Source organism: Cryobacterium breve (assembly GCF_004402375.1).
In the GTDB taxonomy this organism is placed as follows: domain Bacteria; phylum Actinomycetota; class Actinomycetes; order Actinomycetales; family Microbacteriaceae; genus Cryobacterium; species Cryobacterium breve.
Window position 1 is genome coordinate 1 of sequence record NZ_SOGJ01000021.1, and the last position, 17,088, is coordinate 17,088.

Sequence of the window (17,088 nt, forward strand, 5' to 3'; positions counted from 1 at the left end):
AACCGGCAGCGCCCGCTCCCGCGGCTCCCGCGCCGGCACCGCCCGCTCCCGCGGCTCCCGTGCCGGCACCGGCTCCCGCCGCTCCCGCACCGGCCCCGGCAACACCGGCTGCCCCGAGCGCGAGCGCGGTCGACACGGCCATGTCGTTCGCCACCCAGCAGCTCGGCGACCGGTATGTTCTGGGCGGCTCAGGGCCAAATCAGTGGGACTGCTCCGGCCTGACCAAGGCCGCCTACGCGGCGGCGGGCATCTACATCGGCTCGCATTCGGCCACTAATCAATACCGCACTATGGCCAACCAGGGTCGGTTGGTTCCCTTTAGCCAGGCACAGCGCGGCGACCTCGTCTTCTGGGGCGGCGGGGGCGACTACTACCACGTGGCGCTCTACGCGGGCCGAGGTCAGATCCTCGAGGCCCCGAATGCCTCGGCTCCCGTGCGCATCCACAACATCTGGTCCATCGGTGACGTGGCACCCTACGTGGGCCGCCCCTCCGGCTGATTCCGTTGCCACACCCGGTCGCCGAGCCGTGAGAAAGCCCCTCCTTGGAAGGGGCTTTCTCACGGCTCGGCGACGTGGGTCGCCGGAATTCCTGCTGCGGGGAGCCTAGTGACCCTCCTCCGCCAGCTTCGTGATACCGTCCCGCACGATCTGATCGGCCTCAGCGGCGTCGCCCCAGCCCTCGGTCTTGACCCACTTGCCGGGTTCGAGGTCTTTGTAGTGCTCGAAGAAGTGCTCGATTTCCTTGCGGGTNTTGCCGGGTTCGAGGTCTTTGTAGTGCTCGAAGAAGTGCTCGATTTCCTTGCGGGTGTACTCCGGGATGTCGGTGACGTCCTGAATGTACTCCCAGCGCGGGTCGCCGGCGGGAACGGCGATGACCTTGGCGTCTGAGCCGCCGTCATCCGTCATGTTGAACACGCCGACCGGGCGAACCGACAGGCCGACCCCGGGAAACAGGGGGAATTCGATCAGGACGAGAACGTCGACGGGATCGCCGTCGAGTCCGAGGGTGTTCTCGAAGAATCCGTAGTCGGTCGGGTACACGAAGCTCGTGTAGAGCACCCGGTCCAGGTACACCCGCCCGGTCTCGTGATCGACTTCGTACTTGTTGCGGCTCCCGCGAGGGATTTCAATTACTGCGTCGTATGCGGCCATGGCCTGGTCTCTCCCTTGTTCACAGTCTGCGGATAACGTTACTGGATGGAGTCCCCACGCCGCCCGAGGCTAACCCCGGCCATTGCCGATGTGCGACGGCACGTGCGTGCCCTGCTGCCCGGCACCGGCCCGCCCGGGCAGAGCGTTCCCCCGGGCGGGCTGGTGTTGGTCGGTCTCAGCGGGGGAGCGGACTCGCTCGCCCTGGCCGCCGCCACGGCCTTCGAGGCTCCGCGCGCCGGCCTGCGCGCCGGGGCGGTCATCGTCGACCACGCGCTGCAGTCCGGCTCGGCGCAGGTCGCGGCCGAGGCGGCGCGGAAGGCCGCTGAACTCGGCCTCGACCCGGTGCTGGTGGTACGGGTCACGGTCGAGCACGGCACGGATGCCGGCGGCCCGGAGGCCTCCGCCCGCACCGCCCGCTACGCCGCCTTCGACCGGGCGCTGCACGACACCGGTGCGAGCCACATCCTGCTCGGGCACACCCTCGACGACCAGGCGGAGACCGTGCTGCTCGGCCTCGCCCGGGGGTCGGGGCCAGCGAGCCTGCAGGGCATGAAACCGGTGGGCGGGCCGATCCTGCGACCACTGCTGGGCATCCGTCGCGCCCAGACCCGTCAGTTCTGCGTGGACGCCGGCCTGCGCCCGTGGCAGGACCCGCACAACGAAGACCCGGGCTTCAAACGGGTGCGGGTGCGCCAGACGGTGCTGCCGGTGCTCGAACGGGAGCTCGGTCCCGGGGTGGCCGACGCGCTCGTGCGCACGGCCATGCAGCTGCGCGAGGATTCGAGCGCCCTCGACGACCTGGCCCGAGGCTTGAGTGATCACCTCAGCGAGCAGCTCAGCGCCCAGCATGACGAACCCGCAGTCCCCGGGATCCGCCTGGAGGTGCGTGAGCTGGCACCGAACCCGGCCGCGGTACGGCAGCGGATCGTGCGGTTCGCGGTCGAGCGCGAGTTCGGTGTGTCCCTGGAGCGGGTGCACACGCTCGCCGTGCTGGGGCTGGTCACCGACTGGCACGGGCAGAAGCCGCTGGATCTGCCAGGCGTTAGAGTTGTACGGCAGGACGGCTGGTTGATTTTCACCGCGCCTGGACCCGCTCCGAGCAAAGGACCCTCCCGCTCCCATGGAACCCCGCGACATTGAAGGCGACCTCACCGAGATTCTGATCGAGGAGGAGCAGATCCGCACCCGGCTCGCCGAGCTCTGCCGCCTGATCGAGGCAGACTATGCCGGCAAGGATCTGCTCCTGGTGGGCGTGCTCAAGGGCGCGGTCATGGTCATGGCCGACCTGGCCCGCGAGCTCGTGCACCCGATCACGATGGACTGGATGGCGGTGAGCTCCTACGGCTCCGGCACGCAGTCCAGCGGCGTCGTGCGCATCCTCAAGGACCTGGACACCGACCTGCACGGGCGAAACGTGCTCATCGTCGAGGACATCATCGATTCCGGGCTGACTCTCTCCTGGCTGCTCTCGAACCTGAAGTCGCGCGGGCCGGAATCCGTTGAGATCTGCGCCCTGTTGCGCAAGCCGGATGCCGCCCGCGTCGACATCGACGTGAAGTACCTTGGTTTCGACATCCCGAACCAGTTCGTCGTCGGCTACGGCCTCGACTTCGACGAGCGCTACCGCAACCTTCGCTCGGTCGGCGTGCTCGCCCCGCACATCTACAGCTGACCCGCGTAGCGCTTTGGGCGAACACACGGTCTTCCTGCAGCGGCGTCACGATAGCCTGTCACCACGATGAAGGTCAAGAAACTACTGCGCGGGCCGCTCCTCTACATTCTGCTGGCGATTGTTGCCGTGTGGGTAGGGTCGAGCCTCATAACCATGTCGGGATTCAAAGAGATTCCCACCCAACAGGGACTCGAGTTCCTCAAGGACGGCAGGGTCTCCGAGGCCAAGATCGTCGACGGCGAGCAACGCGTCGACCTCACGCTGCTCAAAGCGGATGAGGAACTCGGCAAGCAGGTGCAGTTCTTCTATGTGGCCCCGCGTGGCGAAGAGGTCATCACGGCCGTCACCAACGCGAGCCCGAAGGACGGCTTCACCGACGAGGTGCCGCAGTCGAGCTGGTTCCTGTCGCTCCTCGGCATCCTGCTGCCTCTGCTTCTGATCGGTGCGTTCTTCTGGTTCATGCTGGCCGGCATGCAGGGCGGCGGCAACAAGGTCATGCAGTTCGGAAAGTCCAAGGCCAAGCTCGTTTCGAAGGAGAGCCCGCAGGTGACCTTCGCGGATGTCGCGGGCTCCGATGAGGCGATCGAGGAGCTTGAGGAGATCAAGGACTTCCTCAAGGAGCCGGCTAAGTTCCAGGCCGTCGGTGCGCGCATCCCGAAGGGCGTGCTGCTGTACGGCCCTCCTGGAACCGGCAAGACCCTCCTTGCCCGGGCCGTGGCCGGTGAAGCCAACGTTCCCTTCTACGCCATCTCCGGGTCTGACTTCGTTGAGATGTTCGTGGGTGTGGGCGCAAGTCGCGTGCGCGATCTGTTCCAGCAGGCCAAGGAGAACGCTCCGGCCATCATCTTCATCGATGAGATCGACGCCGTCGGCCGCCACCGCGGCGCCGGCATGGGCGGCGGGCACGATGAACGCGAGCAGACCCTCAACCAGCTTCTGGTCGAAATGGACGGCTTCGACGTCAAAGCGAACGTCATCCTGATCGCGGCCACCAACCGGCCCGACATCCTCGACCCCGCGCTGCTCCGCCCCGGGCGCTTCGACCGGCAGATCGGCGTGGATGCTCCCGACATGCTCGGCCGTAAGCGCATCCTCGAGGTGCACTCCAAGGGCAAGCCCATGGCCGCCGGCGTCGATCTCGAGGTCCTGGCGCGCAAGACGCCGGGCTTCACCGGCGCCGACCTGGCGAACGTGCTGAACGAGGCCGCCCTGCTCACCGCACGCTCCAACGCGCAACTGATCGACAACCGCGCGCTCGACGAGGCCGTCGACCGTGTGATGGCGGGGCCGCAGCGCCGCAGCCGCGTGATGCGCGACAAGGAGAAGCTCATCACCGCCTACCACGAGGGCGGCCACGCGCTCGTGGCGACCGCGATGCGCAACACCGACCCGGTGACCAAGATCACGATCCTTCCGCGTGGCCGTGCCCTCGGGTACACGATGGTCATGCCCGTCGAGGACCGATACTCAGTCACCCGCAACGAGCTTCTCGACCAGCTCGCCTACGCCATGGGCGGGCGGGTGGCCGAGGAGATCATCTTCCACGACCCCACCACCGGCGCGTCGAACGACATCGAGAAGGCCACGTCGACCGCTCGCAAGATGGTCACCGAATTCGGCATGAGCTCTGCCGTCGGCCCACTCAAGCTCGGCCAGGGTTCCGGCGAGGTTTTCCTCGGCCGGGACATGGGTCACCAGCGTGACTACTCCGAGCGGGTCGCTGAGAGTGTCGACGCCGAGGTGCGCCAGCTGCTCGAAGACGCTCACGACGAGGCTTATCAGGTGCTGAACGCGAACCGTGGTGTCCTCGACGAACTCGCCGCTGCGCTCCTGGAGCACGAGACGCTTGACCAGCACGCGCTGGCCGAACTGTTCACGGACGTCGTTCAGCTGCCCCCGCGGCCGCAGTGGCTGTCCAGTGAGAAGCGCCCGGTCTCTGACCTTCCGCCCATCGAGATGCCGGCTCCCAAGCCGTCGGTCGAGAGCGGAGTGGTCGACGGCGACTCCGCCGGTGAGGCCGCTGCGAGCACGCCGACCCGCGCGCCGGCGCGCGCTCCTCGTCCCGCCACGGCGTAGGACGGGGCGCGGGGTGGCAGTAGACAGAGCGCGGATCGAAGCCGCGGTCGCTGAGATCATCGCCGCGATCGGTGAGGATTCCACCCGGCCGGGCCTCGAGGCCACCCCTCGCCGGGTGGCCGAGGCCTACTCCGAATTCTTCGCCGGGGTGCACGTCGACCCGGTTGACCACCTGCGCGACACCATCCCCGTGGGCCCGCACACGGGTGAACTCGTGCTGCTTCGCGACGTCGCCTTCCGGTCCGTCTGCGAACACCACCTGCTGCCCTTCCTCGGGGTCGCCCACTTGGCCTACGTGCCGCGCCAGCGGGTGGTGGGTCTCGGTAAGCTGCCGGCCGTCGTCGACACCGTCGCCGCGCGTCCGCAGCTGCAGGAACGACTGACCGAGGAGATCGCCGAGGCGTTGCAGACCGGTCTTGAACCCCTTGGGGTTCTCGTTGTGCTCGATGCCGTGCACGGCTGCGTGACGGCCCGCGGGCCGCGCCAGACCGGCAGCTCCACGGTTACCATGGCCAGCCGCGGCACGCTCTCGGAGCCCCTCCTGCGCGCCGAGATCATGGCCCTGATCGGCTCCGGGCGGTGACCCGGCCGCAGACCCTGATCATGGGGGTGCTCAACGTCACCCCGGATTCCTTCAGCGACGGCGGCAAGTGGGCGTCCACGGATGCTGCCATCAGCCACGCCTTCGACCTGCGGTCCCAGGGTGCCGACCTGATCGACGTGGGCGGTGAGTCCACGCGCCCGGGCGCGGGCCGGGTTACGCCCGCCGAGGAGCAATCCCGTGTGATCCCGGTGATCACCGAGCTGACCCGTCAGGGTTTCTCGATCAGCGTCGACACCCTCAACTCGAGCACAGCGGCCGCGGCCGCCGCCGCGGGGGCCCGCATCATCAACGATGTCTCCGGTGGCCTGGCGGACCCGCTGATGGCATCTGTCGCCGCCCGTAGCGGGCTGACCTACGTGGCCATGCACTGGCGCGCCCACGCGAAGGAGATGGACGACCTCGCCGTCTACGGCGATGTCGTAGCCGAGGTGCGGGCCGAGCTGTCTGCGCGGGTCGACGCGCTCACGGCGGCCGGGCTGCCGCGCGAGAAAATCGTGCTCGACCCCGGGCTTGGATTCTCCAAGCTGCCCGAGCACAACTGGAGGCTGCTGGCGCAGCTGGACGTCTTCGCCGGCCTTGGGCTGCCGGTTATGGTGGGGGCCTCCCGCAAACGGTTCCTCGCCGCGGCGTTGCCGGCCGACGCGCAGGTCGCGGACCGTGACCTGCCCAGCGCTGTGGTCAGCGTGCTCGCCGCGCAGGCCGGGGCCTGGGCGGTACGCGTGCACGACGTCGCGGCCACGCGGACGGCCCTCAACGTGCTCGCACTCGCGGACTCCACCAGAATGGGACCATGAGAAGCGACTCCATCACGCTCACCGGCCTGCGCGTCAACGCCCATCACGGCGTCTACGACTTCGAGCGTGAGAACGGGCAGGACTTCGTGATCGATGTCACCGTCTGGCTCGATCTGCAGCGCGCCGCCGCAAGCGACGACGTGGCCCAGACCATTCACTATGGCGAGCTCGCCATCGAGGTGACAGATGCCGCCAGGCACGACCCGGTTGACCTGATCGAAACCGTCGCCGAGCGCATCGCCGCCGTGGTGCTGGCGCACGAGGCAGCCGAGAAGGTGCAGGTGACGGTGCACAAGCCGCAGGCGCCGATCTCCGTTCCGTTCACGGATGTCGCGGTGCAAATTGTGCGGACGCGCGCATGACCGCCCTGACCCCACTGCCGGCGGTGCTCGCCCTCGGCAGTAACCTCGGTGATCGTCTGGACACCCTCACTGCGGCGATCACCGCGCTGCAGCAGGTGCCAGGGCTCGACCTCACGGGCGTCTCCCCGGTCTACGAGTCCGCCGCGGTGAAGGTCGGCGGCGTCGACGACGACGCGCCCCGCTACCTGAACCTGGTGGTGGGCATCCGTTACACCGGCGACCCGCACACCCTGCTCGATGCGGTGAACGCCATCGAGAACGAGCACGGCCGGGTGCGCGTCGAACGTTGGGGCGACCGTACGCTCGACATCGACATTGTGGTGTTCGGTGAGCTCGAACTGCACGATGCCTGCCTCGACGTGCCGCATCCGAGAGCCTTCGAGCGAGACTTCGTACTCGCGCCGTGGCTGGACATCGACCCGGAGGCCGTGCTGCCGGGCCGGGGCCCCGTCCGTGCGCTGCTCGCTGCGATCGACAGCACAGTGCGGCCCCACCGGGTGGCGCCGACCCTGGGCGGCAACCGGTGAGACGCACCCAGCCGACCGCCCTGATCGCGCTCGGCCTGCTCGGCCTGGTCATCGGATTCCTGCTCGAGGTGACCGCCGTGGCCGGCGGCTCGGCGATGATCCTGCCCCCGGTCACCCTGCCGATCGCCCTGGTCGCCATCGGTGTCGGCGTGCTGCTCGTGGCCCGTCCGATCCGGCAGGCCACCCGTGGCACGGGGCGGAGACACGTCAACCCGTTCTTAGCCATGCGGGTGGCACTGCTCGCGAAGGCCTCGGCCCTCAGCGGCGCGCTGGTTCTGGGCTGCGGACTCGGGATCGTGCTCTACATCCTGACCCGCTCGGTCGCACCGGCGGTAACATCGTTATGGCCTGCAATCGGGACGGCGGCGGGTGCCGCGATCCTGCTGACATTGGGGCTGGTGGCCGAGCATTTCTGCACACTGCCCCCGGATGACGACGATGAAGAGCAGGGAGAAGTGCGTGCCTGACCCGGCCGAGCGAATGGACCTTTCCGACGTGGGCGAATGGAAGCGCGTCTCGCCGCGGTACGTGGTGGTGGAAACGGCCGGCACGATCGTCTTCGGGCTGGTGCTCACCGGCGCCGCCACCGCGCTGTGGCTGCTGGCCGACGCGCAGTGGGCTCTCTACGCGATGGTGGCGATCGTCGTGATCACCGCGGCCACGGTCGCCTTCGAACCCCGCCGGGTGCGGGCCATCGGCTACCAGCTGCGAGAGGACGACCTGATCTTCCGCCGCGGCATCATGTTCACTCGGTTTGTGTCCGTGCCCTATGGCCGCATGCAGCTGGTCGACATCACGCGCGGCCCGATCGCGCGTTGGCTGGGGCTGGCCGACTTGAAATTCGTGACCGCCGCGGCCTCGTCCGGTGTGCTCATCCCCGGACTCGCCGAAGCAGACGCGGAGAGCCTGCGCGACCGTCTCGTGGAGCTGGCCGAGAGCCGCCGGGCCGGACTGTGACCACGCTCGCCGACGGGGAATGGCACCGGCTGCACCCGGCCAGCCCCCTGTTGCGCGGCGGGATCTTCATCGTCGCGGTGCTCGGCTTCATCATCACCAACCTGCGCGAGCGGCTGGTCGAGGTGTTCTTCGGGGTGCCGCGCTACGGCGGCGACCCGGTAGACGAGATCCTCGCACGCGGCGCAGTCGGCTGGGCACTGCTCGCGGTTGTCGTGGTGCTCCTGCTGATCCTCACTGTGTTCTATCTCTCATGGCGTATGCACACCTTCCGGGTCACCGCGGAGGTCGTGGAGGTGCGCAGTGGGATGCTATTCCGCAGCAACCGCCGGGCCCGGGTCGACCGCATCCAGGGCGTGAACATCGTGCGCCCGCTCATCCCGCGCCTCTTCGGCGCCGCCAAGCTCGAGGTCAGCGTTGCCGGCCAGGATGCCAATGTACAGCTGGCCTACCTCGGATCGTCCCTCGCCGACCAGCTTCGCCGCGACATCCTTCGCCTGGCGTCCGGGCTGCGTCAGCCGCCCCCTGCGGCACGGGACGCAGCACGGGACGCCGCACCGGACGCCGCCCTGTCGCCGCCGCCAGGGTACGGGCTCGCTCCGACCGCCGGGGCCTCGTACTCAGCGGCGACCGCCGTGGCCGACCGAGCCCGGGACTTCTTCGCCCCCGAGCTGGACCCCGACGCTGCCCCGCCGGAATCGGTGGTGCGCATTCCACCCGGCCGGCTGATCGGATCCGTCATTCTCAATGGGTTCACGGTCTTCGTCGTGCTCGCCGGCATCGCTCTGACCGTCAGCGTGGTCGCGGGTGTCAGCGACTGGCTGCTCGTAGCCTTCATTCCCACCCTGATCGCCAGTGTCAGCTTTTATTTCACCCGCGTCACCAAGTCGCTGCGGTACAGCATCGCAGGCACGCCCGACGGGGTGCGGGTGGGCTTCGGTCTGCTGACCACGAGCAACGAAACCCTGCCGCCGGGCCGGATCCACGCGATCGGCGTCTCGCAGCCTCTGCTCTGGCGCCCGTCCGGCTGGTGGCAGGTGCGCATCAATACGGCCGGCCACTCCAGTACGAAGGGCGCCGCCGGCGAGGCCAACACCACTATTCTCCCGGTGGGTACCCTCGCCGACGTCGCCCGGGTGCTCGAATTGATCCTCCCGGGGTTTGATTCGGAGGAACAACAGGCCCTGATCGAACGGGGCCTTAACTCGAAGGGCGGCGTCGACGGCTACACGAACGCTCCGCGCCGGGCGGCCTGGCTGCATCCGTTCTCGTGGCGTCGCACCGGCTACACGGTTTCGAACGGCACCGCCCTGCTCAGACGCGGAGTGATCGCGCGCGAGCTGGTGTTGGTGCCACTGGCCCGCCTGCAGAGTGTCGCCATCTCGCAGGGCCCGCTGACCCGGATGCTGCACCTCGCCTCCGCCCGGCTGCACACCGTCGCCGGGCCGGTGACCGCCGATCTGGGTGTGGTGGACGCCGTCGAGGCTCTGGTGCTCTTCGACCGGATCTCGTCCGGTGCCATCTCGTCGGCCCTGTCGGACACCAGCCACCACTGGAACCAACCCGACGGAGTGGCCGAATGACGCAACGCCCCGGACGTCTCGGAATCGGCATCATCGGTGCCGGCCGGGTCGGACCCATCCTCGGTGCCGCCCTCGCAGGCGCCGGTCACGCGATCGTGGGGATCTCTGCCATCTCGCAGTCCAGCCGCGATCGGGCCGAGGCGATTCTGCCTCAGGTGCCCATTCTCACGGTTCCCGAGATCGTCGAACGCAGCGAGCTGGTCATCATCGCCGTGCCCGACGCGCAGCTCGAGAGCCTCATCAGCGGGCTCGCGGCCACCGGAACCTGGCAGGCCGGGCAGCTCGTGCTGCACACCTCGGCGCGGTACGGCACCGCGGTGCTCGCTCCCGCGCAGGCCGGCGGCGCGATCCCTCTGGCCATCCATCCGGCCATGAGCTTCACGGGGACCAGCATCGATCTGGCCCGCCTCGCCGATAGCTACTTCGCGGTGACGGCTCCCACACCGGTTCTGCCGATCGGGCAGGCCCTCGTCGTGGAGATGGGTGGAGAACCCGTGATCGTCGCGGAGGCAGACCGGGCCGGCTACGCCGAGGCCATAGAGACCGCCACGGCGTTCTCGACCTCGATAGTGGAGCAGGCCACGGGCCTGCTGGCCGGGATCGGCATCGAGCATCCGGGGGCGGTGATCGCGCCGTTGATGCGCTCCGCCATGGAGAATGCGCTGGCCCGCACCAGCCCCGACCGCCTCGACCTCTCGCAGCTCGGCGCGCCGGGGGCGCAGGACGCCCGCGAGGCGCGAGACCAGGACGATTTCGACGAATGACACAACCGCAACACACCGGAGGACGAGTGAACGTGCTCACCAAACCAGAAGTCATCGGCACCATCGAGGAACTGCGGAGCCGCCTGACCGACGCGCAGGGCCGCCTCGAGAGCGAACGCGCCGGGCGCGGCGACGCCGGCGGCACACCCCGCATCGTGCTGGTCCCAACAATGGGCGCCCTGCACGCCGGGCACCTGACCCTGGTACGCCGGGCCCTCAGCCTCGGCGACATCGTGGTGGTGTCGATCTTCGTCAACCCGCTGCAGTTCGGTGCCGGGGAAGACCTCGGCACCTACCCGCGCACCCTCGAGGCCGACGTCGCCGCCCTGGCCGCTGAGGGCGTTCCGTTCGTCTTCGCCCCGGTCAGCCAGGTGATGTACCCGGAGGGCGCCGCCTCAACCCGGGTGACCGCAGGCACCGTCGGCAGCCTCTTCGAGGGCGCCGCTCGTCCCGGGCACTTCGACGGCATGCTCACGGTCGTCGCGAAGCTGTTCAACATCGTCGGTCCCGACGTGGCCGTCTTCGGCCAGAAAGACGCGCAACAGGTCTTCCTGGTCGAACGGATGGTGGCCGACCTCGACTTCCGTACCCGTATTGAGGTGCTCCCGATTGTGCGCGAAGACGGCGGTCTCGCCCTCTCCAGCCGTAATCGCGCCCTCGAACCGGCGCAGCGCGCAGCCGCCCGGGCGCTGTCCGCCGGGCTCGCGGCGGCGGCATCCGTCGCCGACCAGGGATCCGAGGCCGCGCTGCTGGCCGCCCACGCGCGGATCGATGCTCAGCCACTGGTTAAGCTGGACTATCTCGTTGTCGTCGATCCCCAGACCTTCCTTCCGGTCGGGGCCCTGCATCACGGCCCGGCCCGCATGCTGGTCGCCGCGCTGGTCGGCCATACCCGGCTGATCGACAACGTGGCCCTGGACCTTCCCTAGGTCGCACCACCAGCCGTACCCGGCACCAGCCCGGCCTGGCCTGGCACCAGCCGGACCTGTCACCACCACGTCGTCACACCCCTTTATGAGCAAGCGCGGGAGCGCCGGGCACCGCCCGGCCGCCACCTGCCACGGAGAACCGCATGAGCGAGCAGCAGAACCCAGAACCCACCGAGGACGAGGCCAACGAGCAAAAGGCCGTGCGTCTGGCCAAGCGTGATCGGTTGAACGCCGCGGCGACCAGCCCTGCCGGCGGTGCCTACCCGGTGTCCGTGCCTGTCACCGCCACGATCCCGGCTGTGCGTGCGCAGTTCGGTGACCTCGAAGCGGACGCCGTCACCGGCGTCACCGTCGGTCTTGCCGGCCGTGTGGTGCACCTCCGCAACACCGGGAAGCTTTGCTTCGCCAGTCTGCAGTCCGGCGACGGCAGCCGGATCCAGGCCATGATCTCCCTCGGTGAGGTGGGGGAGGAGTCCCTCGCCGATTGGAAGGACTTGGTCGACCTCGGCGACCATCTCTTCGTCTCCGGTGAGGTCATCTCCTCCCGCCGCGGCGAGCTGTCCATCATGGCGACGGAGTGGCAGGTCGCCGCGAAGGCGCTGCTCCCGCTGCCGAACCTGCACACTGAGCTCAGCGAGGAGACTCGGGTGCGCAGCCGGTACCTCGATCTGATCGCCCGTGAGCAGGCCCGCCGCAGCGTGATCCAACGGTCGCAGACCGTCGCGAGCCTGCGCCGAACCTTCACCGATCTGGGCTTCATCGAGATCGAGACACCGATGTTGCAGGTCATGCACGGCGGCGCATCCGCTCGCCCGTTCACAACCCACAGCAACGCGTTCGACACCGATCTCTACCTGCGGATCGCACCTGAACTGTTCCTCAAGCGCGCCGTCGTCGGAGGCATCGACCGGGTCTACGAGATCAACCGCAACTTCCGCAACGAGGGCGCCGACTCCACCCACTCGCCCGAGTTTGCCATGCTGGAGGCCTATGAGGCCTACGGCGACTACAACTCGATCGCCGACCTCACCCAGACCCTGATTCAGGATGCCGCGCTCGCCATCTCCGGTTCCCACGTGGTGACTTGGGCAGACGGCACCGAATTCGACCTGGGCGGCGACTGGGACCGCATCGGCATGTATGACAGCCTGTCCGCGGCCGTCGGCTACGAGATTTCTCCGGCCACACCGCTGGCCGAGCTGAAGGTGCTCGCCGACACGGAGGGCCTCGAAATCGATCACCCCATTCATGGCAAGTACGTCGAGGAGCTGTGGGAGCACTTCGTCAAGGGCGGTCTGACCCGCCCCACCTTCGTGATGGACTTCCCGATCGACACCAGCCCACTCGTGCGCGGCCATCGCAGCGTGGCCGGTGTCGTTGAGAAGTGGGACCTGTACGTGCGCGGCTTCGAGCTGGCCACCGGCTACTCCGAGCTTGTCGACCCGGTCGTGCAGCGGGAGCGCTTCGTGGAGCAAGCCCGGCTTGCCGCCGGCGGCGACCCCGAGGCCATGCGTCTCGACGAGGAATTCCTGCGCGCGCTCGAATACGGGATGCCGCCCACCGGAGGCATGGGCATGGGCATCGACCGTCTGCTGATGGCCCTGTCCGGCCTAGGCATCCGGGAGACCATCCTGTTCCCGCTGGTGAAATAATCCCCGTATGAGTTCCGAGTCTCCCCATGAGCCGCAACCGGGTGAACCCGTGTCCGGTAAACCCGTGAACGGCGAATCCGTGCCCGGCGAGCCCGTGAAGGGCGAATCCGTGCCGGGCATGGCGGCCCGCCGTGCCCGCCGTCGCCCGACCCTGCTCGAACTCTCTATCTGGTTCGGCGTCGCGGGAACCGGGATCTACGCCATCGGCACCGGCATCGCTGGGATGCTGGACAAGTAGCACCGCGCCCCCGCCCGCCGTTTTCCCGTATCGTTGGAGACATCATGGACAACTTCTGGGTCAGCGCTTTCTGGTCGCTCCTGCCCACCGTCGCGGTCGGGCTCATCTTCTGGATTGTGATGCGCTCCATCGTGCGGGCCGACCGCACGGAGCGGAAGGTCTACGCCCGGATCGAGGCGGAAGAACGCGCCAAGCTCGGGCTCGACAAACCGGTCACGTAGCACCGGATGTTCGGCATAGACATTTCGACCGTCATCCTGGTGATTGCCCTCGTGGTCGATTTCACCATCCGCGTGGTGGCTATCATCGTCGTTCCCCGCAACAGGCGACCGACGTCGGGCATGGCGTGGCTGCTCGCCATCTTCTTCCTGCCGTACATCGGGGCGTTGCTCTTTCTGCTGATCGGCTACCGCACCCTGCCGAAGAAGCGGTTGGAGATGCAGGAGGAGATCAACCAGTTCATCCTCGACAGCACCGAGGGGATCGAACAGGTGCGCCGTGACCACCCCTGGCCGCAGTGGCTTGACTCGGTCGTCGAACTCAACCGCAACCTGGGGTCGATGCCGCTGGTCGGCGGCAACCAGGCCCGGCTGCTCGGGGACTACGAGAGCACGTTCGCCGAGATGGTGACCGACATCGACCGGGCTCGCAACTTCGTGCACGTCGAGTTTTACATCCTGTCGCTGGATCCGACCACAGCGCCGTTCTTCGACGCTCTCGAGAACGCCGTCAAGCGCGGCGTCACGGTGCGCGTGCTGATGGACCACATCCAATCGATGCGCAAGCCCGGCTACCGCAAGACGCTGCGCCGGCTCACCGACTCCGGTGTGAAGTGGGAGCTGCTGCTGCCGCTGCAGCCGCTCAAGGGCAAATGGCAGCGCCCCGACCTGCGCAACCACCGCAAGGTGCTGGTGATCGACGGCATTGTCGGCTACATGGGGTCGCAGAACGTCATCGACCGCACGTACAACATGTCTAAGAACATCCGTCGCGGCCTGAAATGGAAAGACCTGATGACGCGGGTCGAGGGGCCGATCGTGTCCGGCCTCAACGCGATCTTCATCACCGACTGGTACAGCGAGACCGATGATCTGCTCACCCGGGACATCCAGCCCGTGCCCACTGACATCGTGCCGCACTCCCTTGACTGCCAGGTTGTGCCGAGCGGGCCCGGCTTCGAGGGCGAGAACAACCTGCGCCTGTTCCTCGCGCTGCTCTACTACGCCCAGGAACGCATCATCATCACGAGCCCGTACTTCGTGCCGGACGAGTCGATCATGTATGCCATCACCACGGCCACGCAGCGCGGGTTGCATGTGGAACTGTTCGTGTCCGAGGTCGGCGATCAGGCTCTCGTGCACCACGCGCAGCGTTCCTACTATGAGGAGTTGCTGCGGGCGGGCGTGAAGATCTACCTGTACAAGGCGCCGTATGTGCTGCACGCCAAGCACTTCACGATCGACGATGAGGTGGCCGTGATCGGGTCGAGCAACATGGACATGCGCTCGTTCAGCCTCAACTTCGAGGTGTCGATGATGGTGCGCGGACGCTCCTTCGTGAAGCAGCTGCGGGAGGTCGAGGACGGCTACCGAGCCGACAGCCGCGAACTCACCCTCGAGGAGTGGATGAAGCAGCCGCTGCGCTCCACGGTGCTCGACAACCTCGCCCGGCTTACCTCCGCGGTGCAGTAGCGGCACGCCACGTGCGGAAATCGGCACCGACGGTGCCGGCTTTCGCGTGCTGCCGCGCCCGGCGGCGAACCAATTCGACGGAGATTCCGGCCTGAAACGGCTGTATTTCAGAATATGAGGCTGTTTCGCTCACAATCTCCGTCGAATTCGTTCGCTACGGAGCTGCGCAGGGACTGCCACCCGCAGGCCCGCCTCGAACGGCTAGATCGATGAAGACTCACTCATCGAAACGAGTGAGTCCTGCTTGGCTGCCGGGGGCCGGTGGTGGAGTCAGCTTCGCAGCTCGAGGTACTTTCTGATCAAGGCTTTCGTTGACGAGTCGTGGGATTCGAGGGCATCCGCATTGCCGCCTACGGCCGGCGCGATCTGTTGTGCAAGCTGCTTGCCCAGTTCGACACCCCACTGGTCGAAAGAGTCGATGCCCCAGATCGTGCCTTCGGTGAACACGATGTGTTCGTACAGGGCGATCAGCTGGCCGACGACGCTTGGGGTGAGGGCAGGCGCGAGGATGGACGTGGTGGGCCGGTTCCCGCTGAACTCCCGGGCCGGTACGACGGACTCCTCAGTGCCTTCAGCGCGAACCTCGGCGGCGGTTTTTCCAAAGGCAAGGGCCTGGGTCTGGGCGAAGAAGTTTGACATGAAAAGCGCGTGGACGTCCTGGCCGGGCTCAACAGCGCCACCGTCACCGGTCTTGTCCTTCAACGCGTGGGCCGGATTCGCGACCGCGATGAAGTCCGCCGGGACCAGGCGCGTGCCCTGGTGGAGGAGCTGGTAGAACGCGTGTTGACCATTCGTGCCCGGTTCGCCCCAGAAGATCTCCCCGGTGTCGGTCGTGACCGGTGTCCCGTCCCAGCGAACGCCCTTTCCGTTGGATTCCATCGTGAGCTGCTGAAGGTAGGCCGGGAACCGGTGGAGATATTGCGCGTACGGGAGGACTGCGTGGCTTTGAGCCTTGAGGAAGTTGGAGTACCAGACGTTGAGGAGCCCCATCAGGACGGGCACGTTGCGCTCGAGGGGCGTGGTTCGCACGTGCTCATCGATGGCGTGGAAGCCTGATAGGAATTCGCGCCAGTTGTCGGGGCCGATGGCGATAACCACTGCGGTGCCGATGGCGGAGCAGATCGAGAAACGTCCGCCGACCCAGTCCCAGAACCCGAAGACGTTCTGGGGATCGATTCCGAAGGCCGCGACCTTGTCCAGAGCGGTAGAGACGGCGACGAAGTGCCTGGCGACGGCGTCAACGCGGGCGGCGTCCGTATCGTCGATTGCGCCCGAGCTGAGCAGCTGGGTCCAGAGCCATTCGCGTGCCAAACGGGCGTTCGTGAGCGTTTCAAGGGTGCCGAACGTCTTCGACGCAACGATGAAGAGGGTGGTCTCCGGGTTCAGGTCCGCGGTCTTCTCGTAGACGTCGACTGGGTCGATGTTCGAGACGAAACGGCACTCCAGGCCCGCCTGCACATACGGTTTCAACGCCTCGTAGACCATCACCGGGCCAAGGTCGGAACCGCCGATCCCGATGTTGACGACCGTCGTGATCCGTTTGCCGGTCACGCCGGTCCAGGCGCCGGACCGGACCTTTTCGGCGAAGGCGTAGACCTTGTCGAGTGTGGCGTGAACGTCGGTGTCAACGTTCTGGCCGTCAACGAGGAAGCCCCTCGGTGGCACGAGGCCTGTGCCGCCCTTCGGTCGGCGCAGCGCCGTGTGGAGCACCGCGCGGTCTTCCGTCACATTGATGTGTTCGCCGGCGATCATGGCCTGGAACCGGTCTGTGACGCCGATGTCCTTAGCGAGCTGCACGAGGTGGGTCAGAATCTCGTCGGTCAGGAGATTCTTCGACAGGTCAACCGTGAGGTCCGCTGCTTGATAGGTGAACCGATCGGCTCGTCGTGCGTCGGTGTCGAACCAAGCGCGAAGATCAGGAGAGAAACCCTCGGCGATGCCGGCGAGCTGACCCCAGGCTTCGGTAGACGTGGGATCAACGGGGGCGGATTCGGTCATGGTTTCTCCTGGATACCGGAACAACAGATTGCCCGCGACTCCCGCAGCGCAGCGAGGCGGACCGCTTCAAGCCTATTGCTGTGCCGGATG

The 17,088-nt window shown here is 67.3% G+C and carries 19 protein-coding genes; 17 read left to right on the forward strand and 2 right to left on the reverse strand.

Going from position 1 to position 17,088, the window contains the following annotated elements; genetic code table 11:
* The coding region (locus E3O65_RS07830) for a C40 family peptidase (protein ID WP_166785692.1) at window positions 1–500 on the forward strand (500 nt) is incomplete at its 5' end.
* Window positions 501–605: 105 nt separating this feature from the next.
* On the opposite strand, the gene E3O65_RS07835 is transcribed toward E3O65_RS07830, so the two are convergent.
* Window positions 606–1,154 (reverse strand): inorganic diphosphatase, encoded by a 549-nt coding sequence (locus E3O65_RS07835; RefSeq protein ID WP_134363193.1) that lies wholly within the window; start codon window positions 1,152–1,154, stop codon window positions 606–608.
* 45 nt (window positions 1,155–1,199) lie between these two features.
* Here E3O65_RS07835 and tilS point away from each other — a divergent pair, with 45 nt between their 5' ends.
* The 16 genes from tilS (at window position 1,200) to cls (ending at window position 15,000) form a co-directional block, all read left to right on the forward strand.
* Complete coding sequence (gene tilS / locus E3O65_RS07840) at window positions 1,200–2,294, forward strand: tRNA lysidine(34) synthetase TilS (protein ID WP_134363194.1); 1,095 nt, start codon at window positions 1,200–1,202, stop codon at window positions 2,292–2,294.
* Window positions 2,275–2,826 carry a hypoxanthine phosphoribosyltransferase gene (gene hpt / locus E3O65_RS07845; RefSeq protein WP_104169606.1) on the forward strand — a complete coding sequence of 184 codons (552 nt, stop codon included), beginning with the start codon at window positions 2,275–2,277 and terminating at the stop codon, window positions 2,824–2,826. Before tilS ends, hpt begins: the two co-directional genes overlap by 20 nt.
* 66 nt (window positions 2,827–2,892) lie before the next feature.
* Window positions 2,893–4,902 (forward strand): ATP-dependent zinc metalloprotease FtsH, encoded by a 2,010-nt coding sequence (gene ftsH / locus E3O65_RS07850; protein WP_134363195.1) that lies wholly within the window; start codon window positions 2,893–2,895, stop codon window positions 4,900–4,902.
* A 13-nt stretch (window positions 4,903–4,915) separates the two neighbouring features.
* Window positions 4,916–5,485 (forward strand): GTP cyclohydrolase I FolE, encoded by a 570-nt coding sequence (gene folE / locus E3O65_RS07855; RefSeq protein WP_134363196.1) that lies wholly within the window; start codon window positions 4,916–4,918, stop codon window positions 5,483–5,485.
* A gap of 20 nt (window positions 5,486–5,505) precedes the next feature.
* Window positions 5,506–6,300, forward strand: a complete 795-nt coding sequence (folP, locus tag E3O65_RS07860) for a dihydropteroate synthase (RefSeq protein ID WP_134363377.1) — start codon at window positions 5,506–5,508, stop codon at window positions 6,298–6,300.
* Window positions 6,297–6,662: a dihydroneopterin aldolase gene (folB, locus tag E3O65_RS07865; protein ID WP_134363197.1), complete on the forward strand. Its 366-nt coding sequence runs from the start codon at window positions 6,297–6,299 to the stop codon at window positions 6,660–6,662. The genes folP and folB overlap by 4 nt, the downstream gene beginning before the upstream one ends.
* Window positions 6,659–7,189 carry a 2-amino-4-hydroxy-6-hydroxymethyldihydropteridine diphosphokinase gene (folK, locus tag E3O65_RS07870; RefSeq protein WP_134363198.1) on the forward strand — a complete coding sequence of 177 codons (531 nt, stop codon included), beginning with the start codon at window positions 6,659–6,661 and terminating at the stop codon, window positions 7,187–7,189. Before folB ends, folK begins: the two co-directional genes overlap by 4 nt.
* Window positions 7,186–7,656, forward strand: a complete 471-nt coding sequence (locus tag E3O65_RS07875) for a DUF3180 domain-containing protein (RefSeq protein ID WP_134363199.1) — start codon at window positions 7,186–7,188, stop codon at window positions 7,654–7,656. The genes folK and E3O65_RS07875 overlap by 4 nt, the downstream gene beginning before the upstream one ends.
* Complete coding sequence (locus E3O65_RS07880) at window positions 7,619–8,146, forward strand: PH domain-containing protein (protein WP_422386413.1); 528 nt, start codon at window positions 7,619–7,621, stop codon at window positions 8,144–8,146. The genes E3O65_RS07875 and E3O65_RS07880 overlap by 38 nt, the downstream gene beginning before the upstream one ends.
* Window positions 8,143–9,726: a PH domain-containing protein gene (locus E3O65_RS07885; protein WP_134363200.1), complete on the forward strand. Its 1,584-nt coding sequence runs from the start codon at window positions 8,143–8,145 to the stop codon at window positions 9,724–9,726. The genes E3O65_RS07880 and E3O65_RS07885 overlap by 4 nt, the downstream gene beginning before the upstream one ends.
* Entirely contained in the window at window positions 9,723–10,490 is a 768-nt protein-coding gene (locus tag E3O65_RS07890) for a Rossmann-like and DUF2520 domain-containing protein (RefSeq protein ID WP_134363201.1), read from the forward strand. The genes E3O65_RS07885 and E3O65_RS07890 overlap by 4 nt, the downstream gene beginning before the upstream one ends.
* Before the next feature lie 32 nt (window positions 10,491–10,522).
* Window positions 10,523–11,419 (forward strand): pantoate--beta-alanine ligase, encoded by an 897-nt coding sequence (gene panC, locus E3O65_RS07895; RefSeq protein ID WP_241985800.1) that lies wholly within the window; start codon window positions 10,523–10,525, stop codon window positions 11,417–11,419.
* Window positions 11,420–11,562: 143 nt separating this feature from the next.
* A complete protein-coding gene (gene lysS, locus E3O65_RS07900; protein WP_134363203.1) occupies window positions 11,563–13,071 on the forward strand; it encodes a lysine--tRNA ligase in 1,509 nt (502 codons plus the stop codon).
* Between the two features lie 7 nt (window positions 13,072–13,078).
* A complete protein-coding gene (locus E3O65_RS07905) occupies window positions 13,079–13,309 on the forward strand; it encodes a hypothetical protein (RefSeq protein WP_134363204.1) in 231 nt (76 codons plus the stop codon).
* 44 nt (window positions 13,310–13,353) lie between these two features.
* Window positions 13,354–13,530, forward strand: coding sequence for a hypothetical protein (locus E3O65_RS16680; protein ID WP_166785439.1), 177 nt, complete (start codon window positions 13,354–13,356; stop codon window positions 13,528–13,530).
* 6 nt (window positions 13,531–13,536) lie between these two features.
* The gene (cls, locus tag E3O65_RS07910) at window positions 13,537–15,000 is read left to right on the forward strand and encodes a cardiolipin synthase (RefSeq protein ID WP_134363205.1); all 1,464 of its coding nucleotides are present in this window, start codon (window positions 13,537–13,539) and stop codon (window positions 14,998–15,000) included.
* A 270-nt stretch (window positions 15,001–15,270) separates the two neighbouring features.
* On the opposite strand, the gene pgi is transcribed toward cls, so the two are convergent.
* Window positions 15,271–16,998 carry a glucose-6-phosphate isomerase gene (gene pgi, locus E3O65_RS07915; RefSeq protein WP_134363206.1) on the reverse strand — a complete coding sequence of 576 codons (1,728 nt, stop codon included), beginning with the start codon at window positions 16,996–16,998 and terminating at the stop codon, window positions 15,271–15,273.
* Window positions 16,999–17,088 lie beyond the last annotated feature (90 nt).